General features: G+C 65.1%; 14 protein-coding genes, 1 pseudogene and 1 riboswitch. Of the genes and pseudogenes, 13 read left to right on the top strand and 2 right to left on the bottom strand.

Translation table 11 applies throughout. From position 1 onward, the window contains the following. Positions 1-131: 131 nt before the first annotated feature. The 3 genes and pseudogenes from erm (at position 132) to ACOZ9V_RS02185 (ending at position 2,261) form a co-directional block, all read left to right on the top strand. Positions 132-942, top strand: a pseudogene (gene erm / locus ACOZ9V_RS02195) (23S ribosomal RNA methyltransferase Erm). Continuing rightward, a complete protein-coding gene (locus tag ACOZ9V_RS02190; RefSeq protein ID WP_434593212.1) occupies positions 879-1,127 on the top strand; it encodes a hypothetical protein in 249 nt (82 codons plus the stop codon). Before erm ends, ACOZ9V_RS02190 begins: the two are co-directional and overlap by 64 nt. A 485-nt stretch (positions 1,128-1,612) precedes the next feature. Next, a riboswitch (SAM riboswitch) is annotated at positions 1,613-1,723 on the top strand. A 43-nt stretch (positions 1,724-1,766) separates the two neighbouring features. After that, a complete protein-coding gene (locus ACOZ9V_RS02185) occupies positions 1,767-2,261 on the top strand; it encodes a hypothetical protein (protein ID WP_181271288.1) in 495 nt (164 codons plus the stop codon). 66 nt (positions 2,262-2,327) lie between these two features. On the opposite strand, the gene ACOZ9V_RS02180 is transcribed toward ACOZ9V_RS02185, so the two are convergent. Further along, positions 2,328-2,999 (bottom strand): metal-dependent transcriptional regulator, encoded by a 672-nt coding sequence (locus tag ACOZ9V_RS02180; RefSeq protein ID WP_181271289.1) that lies wholly within the window; start codon positions 2,997-2,999, stop codon positions 2,328-2,330. Between the two features lie 134 nt (positions 3,000-3,133). Here ACOZ9V_RS02180 and ACOZ9V_RS02175 point away from each other — a divergent pair, with 134 nt between their 5' ends. The 9 genes from ACOZ9V_RS02175 (at position 3,134) to ACOZ9V_RS02135 (ending at position 13,048) form a co-directional block, all read left to right on the top strand. After that, positions 3,134-3,679 carry a hypothetical protein gene (locus ACOZ9V_RS02175; RefSeq protein WP_181271290.1) on the top strand — a complete coding sequence of 182 codons (546 nt, stop codon included), beginning with the start codon at positions 3,134-3,136 and terminating at the stop codon, positions 3,677-3,679. A 180-nt stretch (positions 3,680-3,859) separates the two neighbouring features. After that, on the top strand, positions 3,860-6,118 hold the full coding sequence (betT, locus tag ACOZ9V_RS02170) for a choline BCCT transporter BetT (protein WP_172172503.1): 2,259 nt from the start codon (positions 3,860-3,862) through the stop codon (positions 6,116-6,118). A 182-nt stretch (positions 6,119-6,300) separates the two neighbouring features. Then, positions 6,301-7,419, top strand: a complete 1,119-nt coding sequence (locus ACOZ9V_RS02165; protein ID WP_434593208.1) for a hypothetical protein — start codon at positions 6,301-6,303, stop codon at positions 7,417-7,419. 3 nt (positions 7,420-7,422) lie between these two features. Continuing rightward, positions 7,423-8,955, top strand: coding sequence for a lipase maturation factor family protein (locus ACOZ9V_RS02160; protein ID WP_181271293.1), 1,533 nt, complete (start codon positions 7,423-7,425; stop codon positions 8,953-8,955). Between the two features lie 33 nt (positions 8,956-8,988). Beyond that, on the top strand, positions 8,989-9,342 hold the full coding sequence (locus tag ACOZ9V_RS02155; RefSeq protein ID WP_181271294.1) for a hypothetical protein: 354 nt from the start codon (positions 8,989-8,991) through the stop codon (positions 9,340-9,342). A 120-nt stretch (positions 9,343-9,462) separates the two neighbouring features. After that, positions 9,463-10,047 carry a hypothetical protein gene (locus tag ACOZ9V_RS02150; RefSeq protein WP_181271295.1) on the top strand — a complete coding sequence of 195 codons (585 nt, stop codon included), beginning with the start codon at positions 9,463-9,465 and terminating at the stop codon, positions 10,045-10,047. 201 nt (positions 10,048-10,248) lie between these two features. Then, positions 10,249-11,247, top strand: a complete 999-nt coding sequence (locus tag ACOZ9V_RS02145) for a metal ABC transporter substrate-binding protein (protein ID WP_181271296.1) — start codon at positions 10,249-10,251, stop codon at positions 11,245-11,247. A 20-nt stretch (positions 11,248-11,267) separates the two neighbouring features. Beyond that, on the top strand, positions 11,268-12,107 hold the full coding sequence (locus tag ACOZ9V_RS02140) for a metal ABC transporter ATP-binding protein (RefSeq protein ID WP_181271435.1): 840 nt from the start codon (positions 11,268-11,270) through the stop codon (positions 12,105-12,107). Then, complete coding sequence (locus ACOZ9V_RS02135) at positions 12,104-13,048, top strand: metal ABC transporter permease (protein ID WP_181271297.1); 945 nt, start codon at positions 12,104-12,106, stop codon at positions 13,046-13,048. Before ACOZ9V_RS02140 ends, ACOZ9V_RS02135 begins: the two co-directional genes overlap by 4 nt. Here the strand turns inward: ACOZ9V_RS02135 and ACOZ9V_RS02130 are convergent. After that, positions 13,017-14,288 carry an Nramp family divalent metal transporter gene (locus ACOZ9V_RS02130; RefSeq protein ID WP_229664046.1) on the bottom strand — a complete coding sequence of 424 codons (1,272 nt, stop codon included), beginning with the start codon at positions 14,286-14,288 and terminating at the stop codon, positions 13,017-13,019. The two genes, ACOZ9V_RS02135 and ACOZ9V_RS02130, sit on opposite strands and share 32 nt — an antisense overlap. Before the next feature lie 85 nt (positions 14,289-14,373). Here ACOZ9V_RS02130 and ACOZ9V_RS02125 point away from each other — a divergent pair, with 85 nt between their 5' ends. Further along, positions 14,374-15,087 carry a TetR/AcrR family transcriptional regulator gene (locus tag ACOZ9V_RS02125; protein ID WP_181271299.1) on the top strand — a complete coding sequence of 238 codons (714 nt, stop codon included), beginning with the start codon at positions 14,374-14,376 and terminating at the stop codon, positions 15,085-15,087. Position 15,088 lies beyond the last annotated feature (1 nt).

Genomic DNA, 15,088 nt, shown 5'->3' with positions numbered 1-15,088 from the left:
CCATCTTCTTTTTGGAGCACATCCCATTGCGACCCCACACGTCACGACACCATTCGACGCGCAGTCAGACCCGTTCGCGCTCGGCCCCGCGCTCACAGCACGGCGGGCGGCATGAACTCGGCCAGAACTTTCTGCGTTCGCCTTCCACCATCGACACGATTGCGAGCCTGGCTCGTTCCACCTCCGGACCGATCATGGAGATCGGTCCCGGGGATGGGGCAGTCACTTCCGAGCTCTACCGGCTCGGTCGAAAGCTCACACTCGTCGAACTCGACGAAACGAGGTTGGATCACCTTGAAGACACGTACCCGCGGGCCGAGGTCCGGCACGCCGACATCCTGACCACCCGGCTCGACCGGCCGGTCATCGTCGGCAATCTGCCGTTCCACCTCACCACCCCCATCCTCCGCAAACTGCTGCGTTCCGGGCGCTGGCAGCGGGCGATCCTGCTCACCCAATGGGAGGTCGCCCGCAAACGCGCCGGCATCGGCGGATCGACCATGATGACCGCGCAATGGACCCCATGGTTCGATTTCCGCCTCGTCACCCGCGTCCCCGCCGACGCGTTCACCCCGAAGCCCAGCGTCGATGGCGGCATCCTCACCATCGATCGCTGTCCCACCGGATCGATTCCAGACAATGCTCGATCCGAATATCAACAGTTCGTCCGTTCGGTCTTCACCGGTCGCGGGCGAGGAATGAAAGGAATCCTCTCGAAGATGAGCATCACCGATCATCGCACTCTGCAATCGACCATGGACCGCAACGACATCAGAGGAGACACATTGCCCAAAGACCTCACCCCCGCCCAGTGGACCGGACTGTTCACCGAACTGGTCACCGAAACAGATCACAAGGATGCGAAGAAGGGAAAGACCATGCGAAACAGCAAAGCACCCAAACAGAACCCCATCACCGAGGCGGCCCCGCAGACACCGTTGATCACTGGGGAGATGCCCATCGTCGGCGCCAAACCGGCGACCGAGAAGCTGCAGGCTTCCATCCCGGGCACCGATCCGAAGGCGAAGAGCCATGACAAGGGTCATCTGCAGGCCGAACGCGGTTTCATGAATCAGCATCAGAAACCGCACCAGCCCCAGCCGAGGTGGAACCTGCCGCGCAGGTGAGTCTCCGATGCTCCGGTCCGACGTTTCCCCGTCGGACCGGGGCGTTGTCCGGCCCGTGCTCCTCCATGCCGATGCGCCGACGGACCACGACACCGGCGGCTCCTCCGTCTTCTCCGGAAGTTCATCTTCGCCGATTGCCGGCGCTCGTAGACTGAAAACAGCAGGTCCACGCACTGCGCATTCGGTCGAGAGGTCAGCCGGAATGGACAATGAACACGGCACTCACATCAGACGCTTCATCAATGGGTGGTGTCCTGGCTGCGAAGAGAGCAGCAGCCTGACGCCGGGTCGACTCAATACCGACGGGACTATCGAATTCCGCACCTGTGTCGACTGTGGGGAAACCGTCGAGGACCACAATCCTCGATACTGGTCATCGGCCGCCGACGCCGATGAAGAAGGACTTGTCTAGATTCCTCCTCCGCCGGCCACGGAGGTCACCAACGCAAAGGTCGTGTCAGACCCTCCATCTACACTGAAATCACGTTCGCGAGCTGTGGCCATCGGTACCTGGCCGGCCACACGGCAACCCGTCATCGACCGGGTGCCCCAGGGGAAGAACGGGCCCGCGCCGACCGCTCGGGCAAGCTTCGATCCGGGTCAGCGCTGCGCAGGCGCGCCCGAGAAGGGCGGTTTGCCATGTCGGCAGACTTCAACGACTCCGCCGACTCCCACAGCCACTCCGAGAACCGCCGCAGGGCCGCCGAACAGTGGCCGGGCTTCGAACCCGAGGTGGCCCTGCACTGGTCGAAAGTTCTCCTCCACCACTCCCCCGACCCGCAACGCGCCGGCATCAAAGCTCAGATGAGTTCGGCGATCAAACGGGGCATTCCGATTGCCGGACCCGGCTGGGTGAGCACTGCCGATGCTGCTCGCAGTGATGGCTTCACACCGGTGCTCTATCAGACCCTGTTCGACACGCTGCAATCCATTCCCAGAACGGCATTCCGGTCTCACCCGGGGCATCGGCAGAACAGGCACGGAACCTACCTGCCCGGCACCCCGTATGAATCAGAACTCTGGTGCGACTGGCCGAAGCTCTTCCTCGTCGAAGGTTTCGACGCTCACGCAGCCACGACGCTGACCCTGCTGCGCGCTGAACCGAAGTTCCCACGCCCGCGAAGCAACAACTGAGCAGAGGGTCTCTGACCTCACCGAACCCAAACACCACTGCCGGTCGGATCAACAGATCCGACTCGGTCAACTCGCCGAGGAAGCCACGTCCAGATACACGGCCGCGGCGAGCGCGGAGTCGAGCGTCTCCTGCTTCCCTCCGATGTCCACGGTCACGGCTTCATCGGTGCGATCGACGACGTCGAGCGCGACATCGGGCAGCACCCCCGCCTCGGCGAGCTTCCCGAGAACAACAGGATCAGCATCGGAGACCCGCAGCACCTGATAACGACCGGGAGTCGCCTCGGCGAGCAGGGTGGGCGTGTGGGAATCCACGCGCCCGTCCGGTCCCGGGATCGGATCGCCGTGCGGGTCGGACGTCGGGTTGCCGAGGAACGCGTCGATGCGGTCGATGAGCCGATCGGAGGCGGCATGCTCGAGGATCTCGGCCTCGTCATGAACCTCGTCCCAGCTGTAGCCGAGCGACTTCACGAGGAACGTCTCGATGAGCCGGTGCCTGCGCACCATCGACAGGGCGATCGCCGTGCCCTGCTCGGTGAGCACCGGTGGCTTATATGGGACGCGAGTGATGAGACCGAGTTCGTCGAGACGCTTGAGCACCTCGGTGACATTGGCCTTCGTCGTGCCGAATCGGTTCGCAAGTTCGGTAGCCGTCATCGGGTCGCCGCCCCATTCCTGAGCCGACCAGATGGCCTTGAGGTAGTCCTGACTGACCTCGGAGACTTCACCTGCACGCATGCCCCCAGTATCCCATGGACGCATCGCCTCCCGCTCGTCCACTTCACCCGAAGTGGGCGAGCGGACACAGATGTTCCCAAACGATTACGACCGACCCACCCCCGCGCCGAGGCGGCCCTGGAAGAATCACATTCATGACCTCCCATTCCCTCCCCTCCGACTCGGTTCACCCAACCGACAACGCCGACCGCACAGGGTCGGTTCGGCCCGCCATCCCCGACGGCCCCTCCCTCACAGACGGCTGGTCCCCGTTCCGTGCGCTCCGCCGCTGGGCGAAGGCCCGCAAGCCGGCATCTCGACCAACAGCACGGCGAGGGCCGACGACCCCGGACAACCCGCGAGCACGATCAGATGGAATCAACGCAACCGGCCTGTTCCGCCCCGGCGAGATCGAATACGTGCGGCTGCGGAGCCTGCCGCCGTTCGACTCCGATCTGCTCATCCTCACCGACCAACGGATCATGCGGGTGCGCACCGATGTTCAGGGCTCCATCGCCCAGCTCTCGGAGGCGGCCGCTCGGCAGGTCGGCGCCGTTCGAGCAGAGGATTTCCGCGGACGCGCGACCGTGACCGTGGAGCTGCACGTCGGATCGTCGATGCGGCTGGAGGAGACCATCCCCACCGAGGCGCAGCGATTCGTCGACACTCTCACCGAGGTGGCCGCTCGCTCCCGGGGATGATCCCTTCCACCCTTCGGGCCCGTTCGAACCGGCTCCCGTGCCCGGCCCGACTGGACGACCCGGCAGCTTAGTCAACTTCCTGAAAAGAGGGGGTGCTGTCTTTGTGAAAATCCTCCAACCGTAGAATGGATCGGGCCCATTTTCGGGCCCAGTCCACTTTTGTCTACCGGAGGTCGATGCGTGCAGGATCCGAACGAAGAGAAGTTGAAGCGCCCAGTCGTCGAGCGTGAGCGATTCGGCGGTACCGACCGAGCTACGAGAATCAGCAGGGACGTCGACCCCGAGAAGCGCGCTCCGATCGACAGCACGGAGATGAGCAAGGGCCCGGAGGAGCTCTCCGACGAACGCGGCTCCCGGGTCAACTGGCGAGTCTTCATCGTCGCCTCTCTCATCATCCTCGCGTTCTCCGTGTGGGCGATGATGATGCCCGACTCGGCTCAGTCGACCATGAAGACGGCTGTGGACTGGATCGCAGAGAACCTCGGTTGGTTCTATGTCGTCACCGTCACCGTCGTCATCGGCTTCGTCCTCTGGGTGGCACTGTCCAAGGAAGGCGGCGTCAGGCTCGGCCCGGACCACTCCCGCCCGCAGTACAACCTCTTCACTTGGGTCGCGATGCTCTTCGCCGCAGGCGTCGGCATCGACATGCTCTTCTACTCGGTGACCGGACCGATCACCCAGTACCTCCACCCGGTCAATGCCTCCCCCGAATCGGCGGCAGCCGCTCAGGACGCCGTCGTGTGGACGATGTTCCACTACGGCATCGCCGGCTGGTCGATGTATTCGCTGCTCGGCATGGCGATGGGCTACTTTGCCTACCGCTGGGGCATGCCCCTGTCGATCCGTGCGGTCCTCTACCCGCTGCTGGGCAAGCGCGTGCGCGGAACCACCGGTGATGTCATCGACATCTTCGCCCTCGTCGGCACAGTCTTCGGCGTGGCCACCTCGATGGGCATCGGCGTCGTCCTGCTCAACGTCGGGTTCGCCACTCTCTTCGGTCTCGAAACCGGGCTGGCCCTGCAGATCGCGCTCGTCATCGTGGCCGTCGTCATGACCGTCGCCGCCTGCACCTCTGGCGTGGACAAGGGCATCCGCCTCGTCTCCGAGCTCAACCTCTGGTCGTGTGCGGCGATGATGCTCTACATCCTCGTCACCGGCAAGACCGCCTTCCTGCTCAACGCCATGGTCGAGAACATCGGCCGCTTCATCTTCACCCTGCCCGAACGCACGCTGTCGACGTTCGCCTATGTCGACGGCGGCTCCGAATGGATGGGCGGCTGGACCCTGTTCTTCTGGGCCTTCTGGCTCGCCTGGGGTCCTTTCGTCGGGCTGTTCCTCGCCCGCATCTCCCGCGGCCGCACGCTGCGTGAGTTCGTCATCGCTGCGATCACTGCCCCCGTGATCTGCGACTTCATCATCGTCACGATCTTCGGCAACTCGGCCCTGTCCGAGGTCTTCAACGGCAACGACGAGTTCGCGAAGACGGCCATCGCCTCCCCGGAACAGGGCTGGTACGACCTACTCGAGATGTTCCCGGGAGCGACGTTCCTCATCGGCCTGGCCACTCTGTCCGGACTGCTCTTCTACCTCACGAGTGCGAACTCCGGTGCCATGGTGATGTCGAACTTCTCCTCCTCGATTCCGAATCCGGAAGAGGACGGAGCCAAGTGGCTGCGCATCTTCTGGGCCCTGGTCACGGCAGTGCTCACAATCGCCATGCTCGTCGCCGGCGGCGTGACGACGATGGAGTACGCAACGCTGATCTTCGCCCTGCCGGTGACGATCATTGCCTACCTCGTCATGGCCTCGTTCTCGAAGGTGCTGCGCATGGAGCGCGCCGAACGCGAAGGCCGGACCCGTCGTCGCCGCACCACGGCCGCCCACGGTGGACGTGCTCCGGAGAAGACCTGGCGTCAGCGACTGGCGACCCTTCGCTCCTACCCGACGAAGAAGTCCGTCGAACGCTTCGTCGCCGAGGTGGTCGGACCGTCCCTGGAAGCCGTGTCCAAGGAGTTCCGCGAACTCGGCTACACCGTCGAACACATCCAGACCCTCGACGAAGACACCGAGATCACGACGAACACGCTCAATGTCGACATGGGCGAGCAGCGCGACTTCCACTACGAGGCCGCAGCCATCGAGGCGAATGTGCCGTCATTCGGTGCCCGCAACGCCCCACGAGGTGACGACAAGTACTTCCGTATCGAGGTCTTCACGCAGACCGGTTCGGAAGGATACGACCTCATGGGTCTGAGCTCACAGCAGATCATCGATGACGTGCTCGACCGGTACGAGAACCATCTGTCGTTCCTCGCCTACTCGCACGAGCACTCGTTCCAGTCGGTCGTCACTCCACCGACGCCGCCGACCACGGATTCGATTCCGGCGGTGCCCACGGAAGCCGACGATGTCGAGAACATCGAGGAACCGAAGCACTGAGTGAAACCCTCGCCGAGGCGGCCGTGTCCATTCGTGCACAGCCGCCTCGGTGACGGGGTGAGCACAGCGATAGAAGGAGCGGTGACCGATACGGTCACCGCTCCTTACTTATTCGCTGCCACGCAACGGATCCGGAACATCTCAGCGCCCCGGGTTCACAGAGTTCCTGCGAGGATGGAGGCATGACTAGGGACAGTCGCTCCAGGGGCAGTACTACTCTCGTGTTCGGGATCGGGTTCGCCGTTTTCGCCTCGATTGCCTTCTTCCTCGCCAATGCCGGTATCAACCCGATCAGCAATCACCGGTTCCGGGGAATCAACCCGGACCAGGCACCGGGCATCGGGATACTGGTTCTGTTCTTCTTCTCCGCCGTTGCCGCCGTCGTCTTCTACGAGGACAAACCGCCCGCAGGCAGCAGCGCCGCCCGCGCGCAGCAGACCGCCGATCCCCACGGAGTGAAACGCAAACACCCGCCCACTGCCTTCGTCCGGAACCCCTGGCCTCGGGTGTTCGCCGTCGGACCGGTGTGGGCCGTCTGCGGAGTCATCGCCGCCTTCATCTGGCACGCCTTCGCGATGGACACCGGCAATCCCGGCACCGTCTGGGGCGACCTGACCGCATCCCCACTGCCGGCCATCGCTCTGCTGTTCGGGCTGTGGGCCACCGTCAACTTCAGCCTCACCCTCGGAGCGATCGCCGATGCCTTCCACCGCACACTCTGGGCGGTCTTCCTCATCGTCTCTGTGCTCATCGCCATCCTGGCCATCACCATCGGCGTCATGGCCTCGAACATTCTCACGATGTCACCGCCGACAGGGCTGGCAGAGACCGCCGTCTGCCTCATCATCACCACGGCGGCCCTCATCCCCGCCCGCCTGTTCGCCGTCGCCCGAGCCCGCGTCACCAACCGGATCGATGCCGCCCACGAAACTCGACTGCAGTCGCTGCTGACCGCCCTCGCCCCAGGTGAGAACCTCATGCTCCACTTCGCCGACCGGGAGAACCCGGCCGGACAGATCCTCGCCGCCACGAACCAGCGGCTCCTCCTGGCCGCACCCGCCAGCACCGGAACCGGACCCACACGACCGGGGCAGATCCGCATCCTCGACCAGGCCCATCCAGGACAGCTGCGCGGCGCCAGCACAGCGTTTCGCCCGGCCGGGCACACCACCTCGGCGCACTTCCGGGACCGCCCGGACATGGAACTCGTCGGCGGGGACCCGAGCGAGGCAGACAAGTTCGCCGAGGCACTGACCTCTCTGGCCGCGACCGGCCGTCTTCCGCAGGAGGAGGATACTTAAGCCATGGACCTCAGCCAGGTGGTCGCTCTGCTCACCGCCGGCGACTACACGATTTCCCGCGAGATCATCCAACGCGGCTTCGGCGTGCTCTTCCTCATCGCCTTCGCCTCCGCGTTCAACCAGTTCCCGGCTCTCCTCGGCGAACGGGGGCTCACCCCTGCCCCACGCTTCATCGCTCTGACCTCGGCCCGACAGGCGCCGAGCCTCTTCCGCTGGAAGCGGTTTGCGTATTCGGACCAACGACTGCGCCTCATCTGCGTGTTCGGAATGGTCCTGGCCGCCTCGGCGATCATCGGTCTGCCCCAGTCCGGGCCCGCATGGGTGCCCATTCCGGTATTCCTGGCGATGTGGGCGCTGTACTTCTCGATCGTCTCGATCGGGCAGCGCTTCTACGGCTTCGGTTGGGAATCGCTGCTGCTCGAAGCCGGGTTCCTCGTCGGCTTCCTCGGCTCCCACGAGGTGGCACCGGCTCTGCCGATGATCCTGCTGCTGCGCTGGTTCGTCATCCGCATCGAATTCGGTGCCGGAATGATCAAGATGCGCGGGGACGACTCTTGGCGCGACCTCACCGCGATGGACTATCACCACCAGACCCAGCCGATGCCGAACCCGCTGAGCCGGCGCGTCCACCTCATGCCCGGCTGGTGGCACAAGAGTGAGACCTTGGGCAGCCATATCGTCCAACTCGCCGCACCGTGGCTGCTGTTCCTGCCCCAGCCGATCGCCTCCTTCGCAGCTGTCGCCATCATCCTCACCCAGCTCGCACTCGTCGTCAGCGGCAACTATGCGTGGCTGAACTGGGCGACGATCCTGCTCGCCTGCTCCGGCATCAGCGACACGTTCTTCCGGTGGATCGCCGGCGGTCCGTTCCCAGATTGGGGGTGGAATACCGTCATCGGAATATTCACCGATCCCACCACCGCCGAGGCGACCGACCCCGCACCCGCCACCGCGCCGGTCGAGGCGCTGCCGGTCTGGTGGCTGATCATCGTCCTCGTATTCGTCGCGTGGCAGGCCTGGTTGAACGTGCCAGCGCTGCGCAATCTCTTCTCACCGAATCAGCTGATGAACGCGAGCTTCAATCGGCTCGGGCTCGGCAATGCCTACGGCGCTTTCGGATCGATGACCGAGACCCGCAACGAGATCATCATCGAAGGGTGGGACGGCGAGAGCTGGCGCGAGTATCCGTTCAAGGGCAAACCCGGCGACGTTCTTCGTCGCGGGCCTGTCGTCGCGCCCTATCACCTCAGGCTCGACTGGCTCATGTGGTTCGCCGCACTCGGTGACTACCGACAGACGTGGTTCACCGAGCTGCTCCGCGCGATCGGCTCCGGCGATGTGCAGATCCGCAGACTGATGGGCCGCGACCCCTTCGGCGGTGCTGCCCCGGACCTCATCCGTGTCCGCGTCTTCACCTACCGCTATGCCACCCGCGCCGAGCGCCGAGCGGCCGCCGCTGCCGGAGAACCGAAACCGTGGTGGGTGCGCTCGGACCCGCGCATCCTCATCCGACCGATCGACCTGCGCAAGGGCTGACCGACTAGGCGCGCACTGAAGAGCTGACCATCCATGAGCACCCACAAGCGAGCACTGTCCCACGGACTGACCGGAGCTCTCACTCTCAGCGCCGTGGCGATGGTGGTGTTCTTCGTCGTCAACACCGGCTTGGCCCGTGCATCTCCCACCTCCGATAACCTCATGGATGCCGAGGCCGCCGCTCCGTTCACTTTCGCTTTCATCGGCCTGATCACCTTCGTCTCTATCATCTTCTTCACAGGATCCGACCGCGGCGAAGGACTCGAATCCGAGCTGAGCGGAGCCCCACGCGGATCGTTCACCCTCTTCACCAGGGATCCGCTCATCGCCGTCACCGGCATCGGGCCGCTGTTCGGGCTGTGCTTCAGCCTCGCAGCACTGCTGTAGCACACGTTCGCATCCGCACCCGGTGCTCCCGGAACCGTATGGGGTGACTTCACGAACTCGCCCCTGCCCTTCGTCGTTCTGTGCGCCGCAGCCATCGCCTCGACGAACTTCGGTCTGGCAATGGCCGGAGTCACAGTGGCGGTGCGCAGCCGCACCGGCCTGGCACTCTGGCTCGTGGCCGGCAACGTCATCCTCGGCATGGGCGCCGGGGCTCTGTTCGCCTGGCTCTCTTTCGCGAACACCGTCATCGCCGCGGCCATCACCGTGCCGCTGGCAGCGGTCTCCGTCGTCGTTCTGCTCGGAGCCCGCCGGATGGCCGTCACCAGCGTCGGCGAGGAGAAGCTCTCCGCGCGAGCCCGCCGCCGTGGGCCGACCCCGCCGCCCTATGACGCCCTCGACCGAGACGAGTCCGTGTGGCTGAAGATCGGCAACCGCAATCTGCGCGGTGCCGAGTTCCTCCTCATCACACCTTCCCGACTGGTCCACACCCGCCCGACTTCCTCAGGAAGCACGGAGATCATCGACGAGGCGGCACCGAAACAGCTGGTCGGGGCGAGTACTCGAGTCGATCACGGGCGAGCAACCGCCGTTGTGCAGTTCCGGGACCGACCGGCTTTCCGCCTGCACGGCACCGACCGCGAGGAGGCCGCCGAATTCGCGCGCAGGCTCACCGTCCTCGCCCGGTCGGGGATCCTCCCCGACTGAGGCGCCCCCTCGGCGAGGTGAGTCCCCATTCCACAAGGACACGTCGGTGACCTCGGAACTGCGAGCCGCCTCGGCGAAGGTCAGCCTCGGCGCGGGGCCCAACGAGACACGAGGCCCAATGACTTGGCTTTCCTCAGCTCAGAGCATAAAGTTAATGTACATTAACTTTTATTCGGGACCCCCGACGACAAGGAGCCCCTCATGTCTGAGCACAGCCATTCCACCACTGCCGCCGACGCCGCATCTGCACCCGGAAACGCCCCCACGGGGCACCCGATTCCTCGCTCTCGTCGCGGACTCACTGCCGCCCTGGCCGCGGCCCTCCCCCTTGGTCTGGCCGCCTGCGGCAGCGCCGCGACGGCCGAGGACGCCGGCGACAAACCGGTCGTGCTCACGACCTTCACGGTGCTCGCCGACATTGCGGACAATGTCGCGGGCGAGCACCTCGAGGTCGAGTCGATCACGAAGGCCGGGGCCGAGATCCACGGCTACGAACCCACTCCCGGCGACATCCGCAAGGCCGCGAAGGCCGATCTCGTACTCGACAACGGGCTCAACCTCGAGCAGTGGTTCTCTCAGTTCGTCGACGAGGTCGACGTCCCTCACACCGTCGTCAGCGAGGGGGTCGACGAGCTCTCGATCACCGAGAACGCCTACGCCGGCAAACCCAACCCGCACGCCTGGATGAGCCCGCTCAACGTCCAGATCTACGCCGAGAACATGGCCCGCGCCTTCGCCGACCTCGACCCGGACCATGCCGAGGACTTCGCTGCCAACGCGAAGGACTACAGCGAACAGCTGCAGACGGTGCAGGACGACCTCGTCGACGATCTCTCCACGCTGCCGAAGTCCCAGCGGGCACTTGTCACCTGCGAAGGGGCGTTCTCCTACCTCGCACGCGATGCCGGACTGAGGGAGAAGTACATCTGGCCGGTCAATGCCGAATCGCAGGCGACACCGGGCCAGATCACCTCGGCGATCGAGTTCGTCGAGGACAACGATGTGCCCGCAGTCTTCTGCGAATCCACGGTCTCCCAGGCGCCGATGGATCGGGTCGTCGAAGCCACCGAGGCCGAATTCGGCGGCACGCTCTACGTCGATTCGCTGTCGGAGGCCGATGGCCCCGTGCCCACTTACCTCGACCTCATCCGCCACGACGCGCAGGTCATCGCCGAGGCACTGACCGGGAGCGAATCGTGAGTTCCGCAGCTCCCGCTTCCGTGACCGAACAGACGAGCTCCACGGTCGGACCGGCCGGCGATGCACCGCCGGCGATCACCGTCGACGAGGTGACCGTCCACTACGGGGACACGCTCGCTCTCGATCGCGCCTCCCTGACGCTCGAGCGGGGACGCATCTGCGGGCTGATCGGGATGAACGGCTCGGGCAAGTCGACCCTGTTCAAAACGATCATGGGCATCGTCGACCCCGACTCCGGGCGGGTGAGCATCGACGGCGGCCCGACACGGCGGGCCCGCAGGGCCGGAGCACTCGGCTATGTCCCTCAGAGCGAGGACGTCGACTGGGACTTCCCACTCTCGGTCCGCGATGTGGTGATGATGGGTCGCTATGGCCGCATGGGCCCGCTCCGGATGAGCCGGAGAGCCGATCGCGAGGCCGTCGAGAGCGCTCTGGACCGCGTCGAACTCACCGAGTTCGCCGACCGACAGATCGGTCAGCTCTCGGGCGGGCAGAAGAAACGGGCCTTCGTCGCCCGCGGACTCGCGCAGGGGGCGACGATCCTGCTCCTCGATGAGCCTTTCGCCGGCGTCGACAAACGCAGCGAGGCGACGATCACCGGCCTGCTGAAGGAACTCGCCGAGGCGGGGGCGACGGTGCTCGTGTCCACTCACGACCTCAATGCGCTGCCCGCACTCGCCGACGAAGCGATCCTCCTGATGCGCCGCGTCCTTCTCCACGGCTCCCCTGCCGAGGTGCTCCGCCCGGAGAATCTCGCTCTGGCGTTCGGCCTCGACCCGTCCGGTGCGAGCGAAACGCCCCGAGACGGTGAGCGTCCCAACTCGGACCGAGCCGACCGCATCGAAGGAGAGATGGCATGACTCTCATCGACTTCCTGATCGAGCCCTTCGGTTTAGACTTCATGCTTCGCGCCTTGGCGACGACCCTCATCGCCTCGGTCGTGTGCGCCGTTCTCTCCTGTTGGCTGGTGCTCATCGGCTGGTCGCTCATGGGCGATGCCGTCTCGCATGCAGTACTGCCGGGAGTCGTTCTCGCCTATGTCATCGGCGCGCCGTTCGCCCTCGGCGCGGTGGTCTTCGGATTCCTCGCAGTCGGACTCATCGGAGCCGTCCGCGATACCAGCCGAATCAAGGAGGATGCGGCGATCGGCATCGTCTTCACATCGCTCTTCGCCCTGGGCCTCGTCCTCATCTCCGTCACCCCTTCGCACGTCGACCTCAACCACATCATCTTCGGCAACCTCCTCGGCGTCTCGCGTTCCGAACTGGTCCAGGTGGCCGCCCTCGGGGCGATCGCCCTGCTTGTGCTCGCAGCCAAGAACCGCGATTTCACGCTCTACGCCTTCGACCCGACTCATGCACATGCGCTGGGGATCAATCCGCGCCTCCTCGGCGCCACCCTGCTCGGGCTGCTCGCTCTGACCTCCGTGGTCGCACTGCAGGCGGTCGGGGTCGTGCTCGTCGTGGCGATGCTCATCGTGCCCGGTGCGACCGCATACCTGCTCACGGACAGGTTTCAGCGGATGCTGCTCATCGCGCCTGCGATCTCGATTCTGTGCGCGGTGATCGGTCTCTATTCGAGCTACTACCTCGACACTGCTTCCGGAGGGATGGTGGTGCTTTCGCAGGGCGCGGTATTCGCTCTCGTCTACCTCTTCGCTCCTCGACATGGACTCATCGGTCGTCGCTTGGCAGCGATGCGCCGTAAGCGAGCGAATACACGAGTCCGATCCGCATCGACCCAAGCCGGCCGCCCCGCCTCGGCTCAGGTCAGTCGACGCCGAGCGCGAGCAGAACGATGAGGACGACGTTGAGGGCGATGATGAGCGCCGAGGCGGCCACGGCGATGAGCGTGATCCATCGTGCGTTCGCGAATTCGCCCATCACGCGGCGGCTGCTCGTGAGCCTGACCAGGGGGATCATCGCAAACGGGATGCCGAGGCTGAGCACGACCTGGCTGAGCACGAGCGCCCAGGTCGGGTCGACACCGATGGCGAGAACGATGAGCGCGGGGATCATCGTGAACGCGCGCTGCCACACGATCGGGATGTTCACCCGCAGCAGGCCCTGCATGATCGAGGCGCCCGCATAGGATCCGACTGCGCTCGAGGCCAGCCCCGAGGCGAGGAGACCGATGCCGAAGAAGAGGCCGACGACCTCGCCGAGGTTGGCCGTGACGACCGCGTGTGCACCCTCGATGGTGTCGGTGCCGGTCTGGCCGCGCAGCGCTGCGGCGGCCAGGAGCAGCATCGCGATGTTCACGGACCCGGCGACGACGAGGGACAGCACGACGTCCCAGCGGCTGGCGTGCAGCAGCTGCCCGGTCGAGGCAGTCGCGTTATCGCGATGACGATCGACCGACAGCGCCGAGTGGAGGTAGATCGCATGGGGCATGACGGTGGCGCCGAGCATGCTCGCGGCCAGCACCACGGAGTTCGTGCCTTCGAGCCGCGGCATGATTCCACCTGCGGCTTGCCCCCAATTCACGTCCCCGACGAACAGGCCTGCTAGAAAGCCGATGGCGATGACGACCAGGAATCCGATGATGACGAATTCGAAGGGACGCTGACCGCGAGTGGATTGGATCGACAGCAGGAACAGCGACACCACCCCGACAATGACGCCGCCGAGCAGGAGCGGCAAGTCGAAGAGGATCTTCAGTGCGATCGCACCGCCGATGACTTCGGCAAGGTCGGTGGCGATGGCGACGACCTCGGCCTGCCCCCAGTATGCGAGGCGGGACCTCTTCCGAAGGCGATCACCGAGGAGGCTCGACAGCGACTGCCCGGAGACCAGTCCGAGCTTCGAAGACAGATATTGGACGAGAACGGCGATGAGGTTCGCTGCCACGAGCACCCAGACGAGGAGGTATCCGTACTCCGCACCGGCGGTGAGGTTGGCCGCGACGTTGCCCGGATCGACATACGCGATGGCCGCGACGAAGGCCGGGCCGAGGAGCACTGCGGTGGAGATCTTCTTCCGGCCGTGCTTCTTCAGTCCACGTTCGCGGGTGCGCACCGATGCAGAGGGATCGACGTTCATAAAGTTAAGGTACATAAACTTTCCTGTTGAGGGCAACACGACACGTGGTCTGGAAAGTGAACACGGAAGGACCTAAGGTTCGAGCATGGCCAGTGAACACGTTCAGCTGAGGTCCGGCAAGCGCCGACAGACCGAGGACCGGATCATCGGTGCCGCCGCCGAGCTGTTCCTCGACCGCGGCTTCAAAGCCACAACCATTCGGGCGATCGCCAAGGCCGCGGAGGTGTCGGTGGGTCGAGTGATGGCGGTCGGCGACAAGGACGCGATCCTCGTCCGGTGCTTCGATCGGTGGATCGGTCAGCTGCAGGACGGGACCTACACACCACCGCCTCGGCGAGCGAGCCTGTCGGAGCGCGGGAGTCTCTCGGAACGCGGGAGCTCGACGGCCGCAGGTGCGGTCGGGGTGAGAGCCGGCGCTGGGGCAAGCCCCAGGGACACGGGCCCGTCCCGACCATCCTCGGCGGTGCAGCGTCATCTGCTCGAGCTCTTCCTGCCCTTCCTCGAGTTCTTCGCCGAACACGAGGACCTGTCACGGGACTACGCTGCGGCGATGATGCGGGTCAAGGGCGAGCCCGAAGTATTCAACACCCTCGCCGCGGATCTGCAGAGCCGCCTGAGCGAATCGCTGGTCTCGATCGGGATCAACGAGGACCATGCGCGGTCCAGCGCCGCAGCACTCTACGACTCGTACCTGGGCATCCTCTTCCGGTGGGCGGCGACGACGATGAGTCTCGACGACGCCGTCGAGGCGATGCTGGCCAGCATCGTCTTCCACACTCGCATCCGGAGCTCGCTATGAG

Source organism: Brevibacterium sp. 1718, assembly GCF_051131255.1.
Taxonomy (GTDB): Bacteria; Actinomycetota; Actinomycetes; order Actinomycetales; family Brevibacteriaceae; genus Brevibacterium; species Brevibacterium sediminis.
The sequence above is the reverse complement of the archived record's forward strand: the minus strand, read 5'-3'. Positions and strand labels throughout refer to the sequence as shown.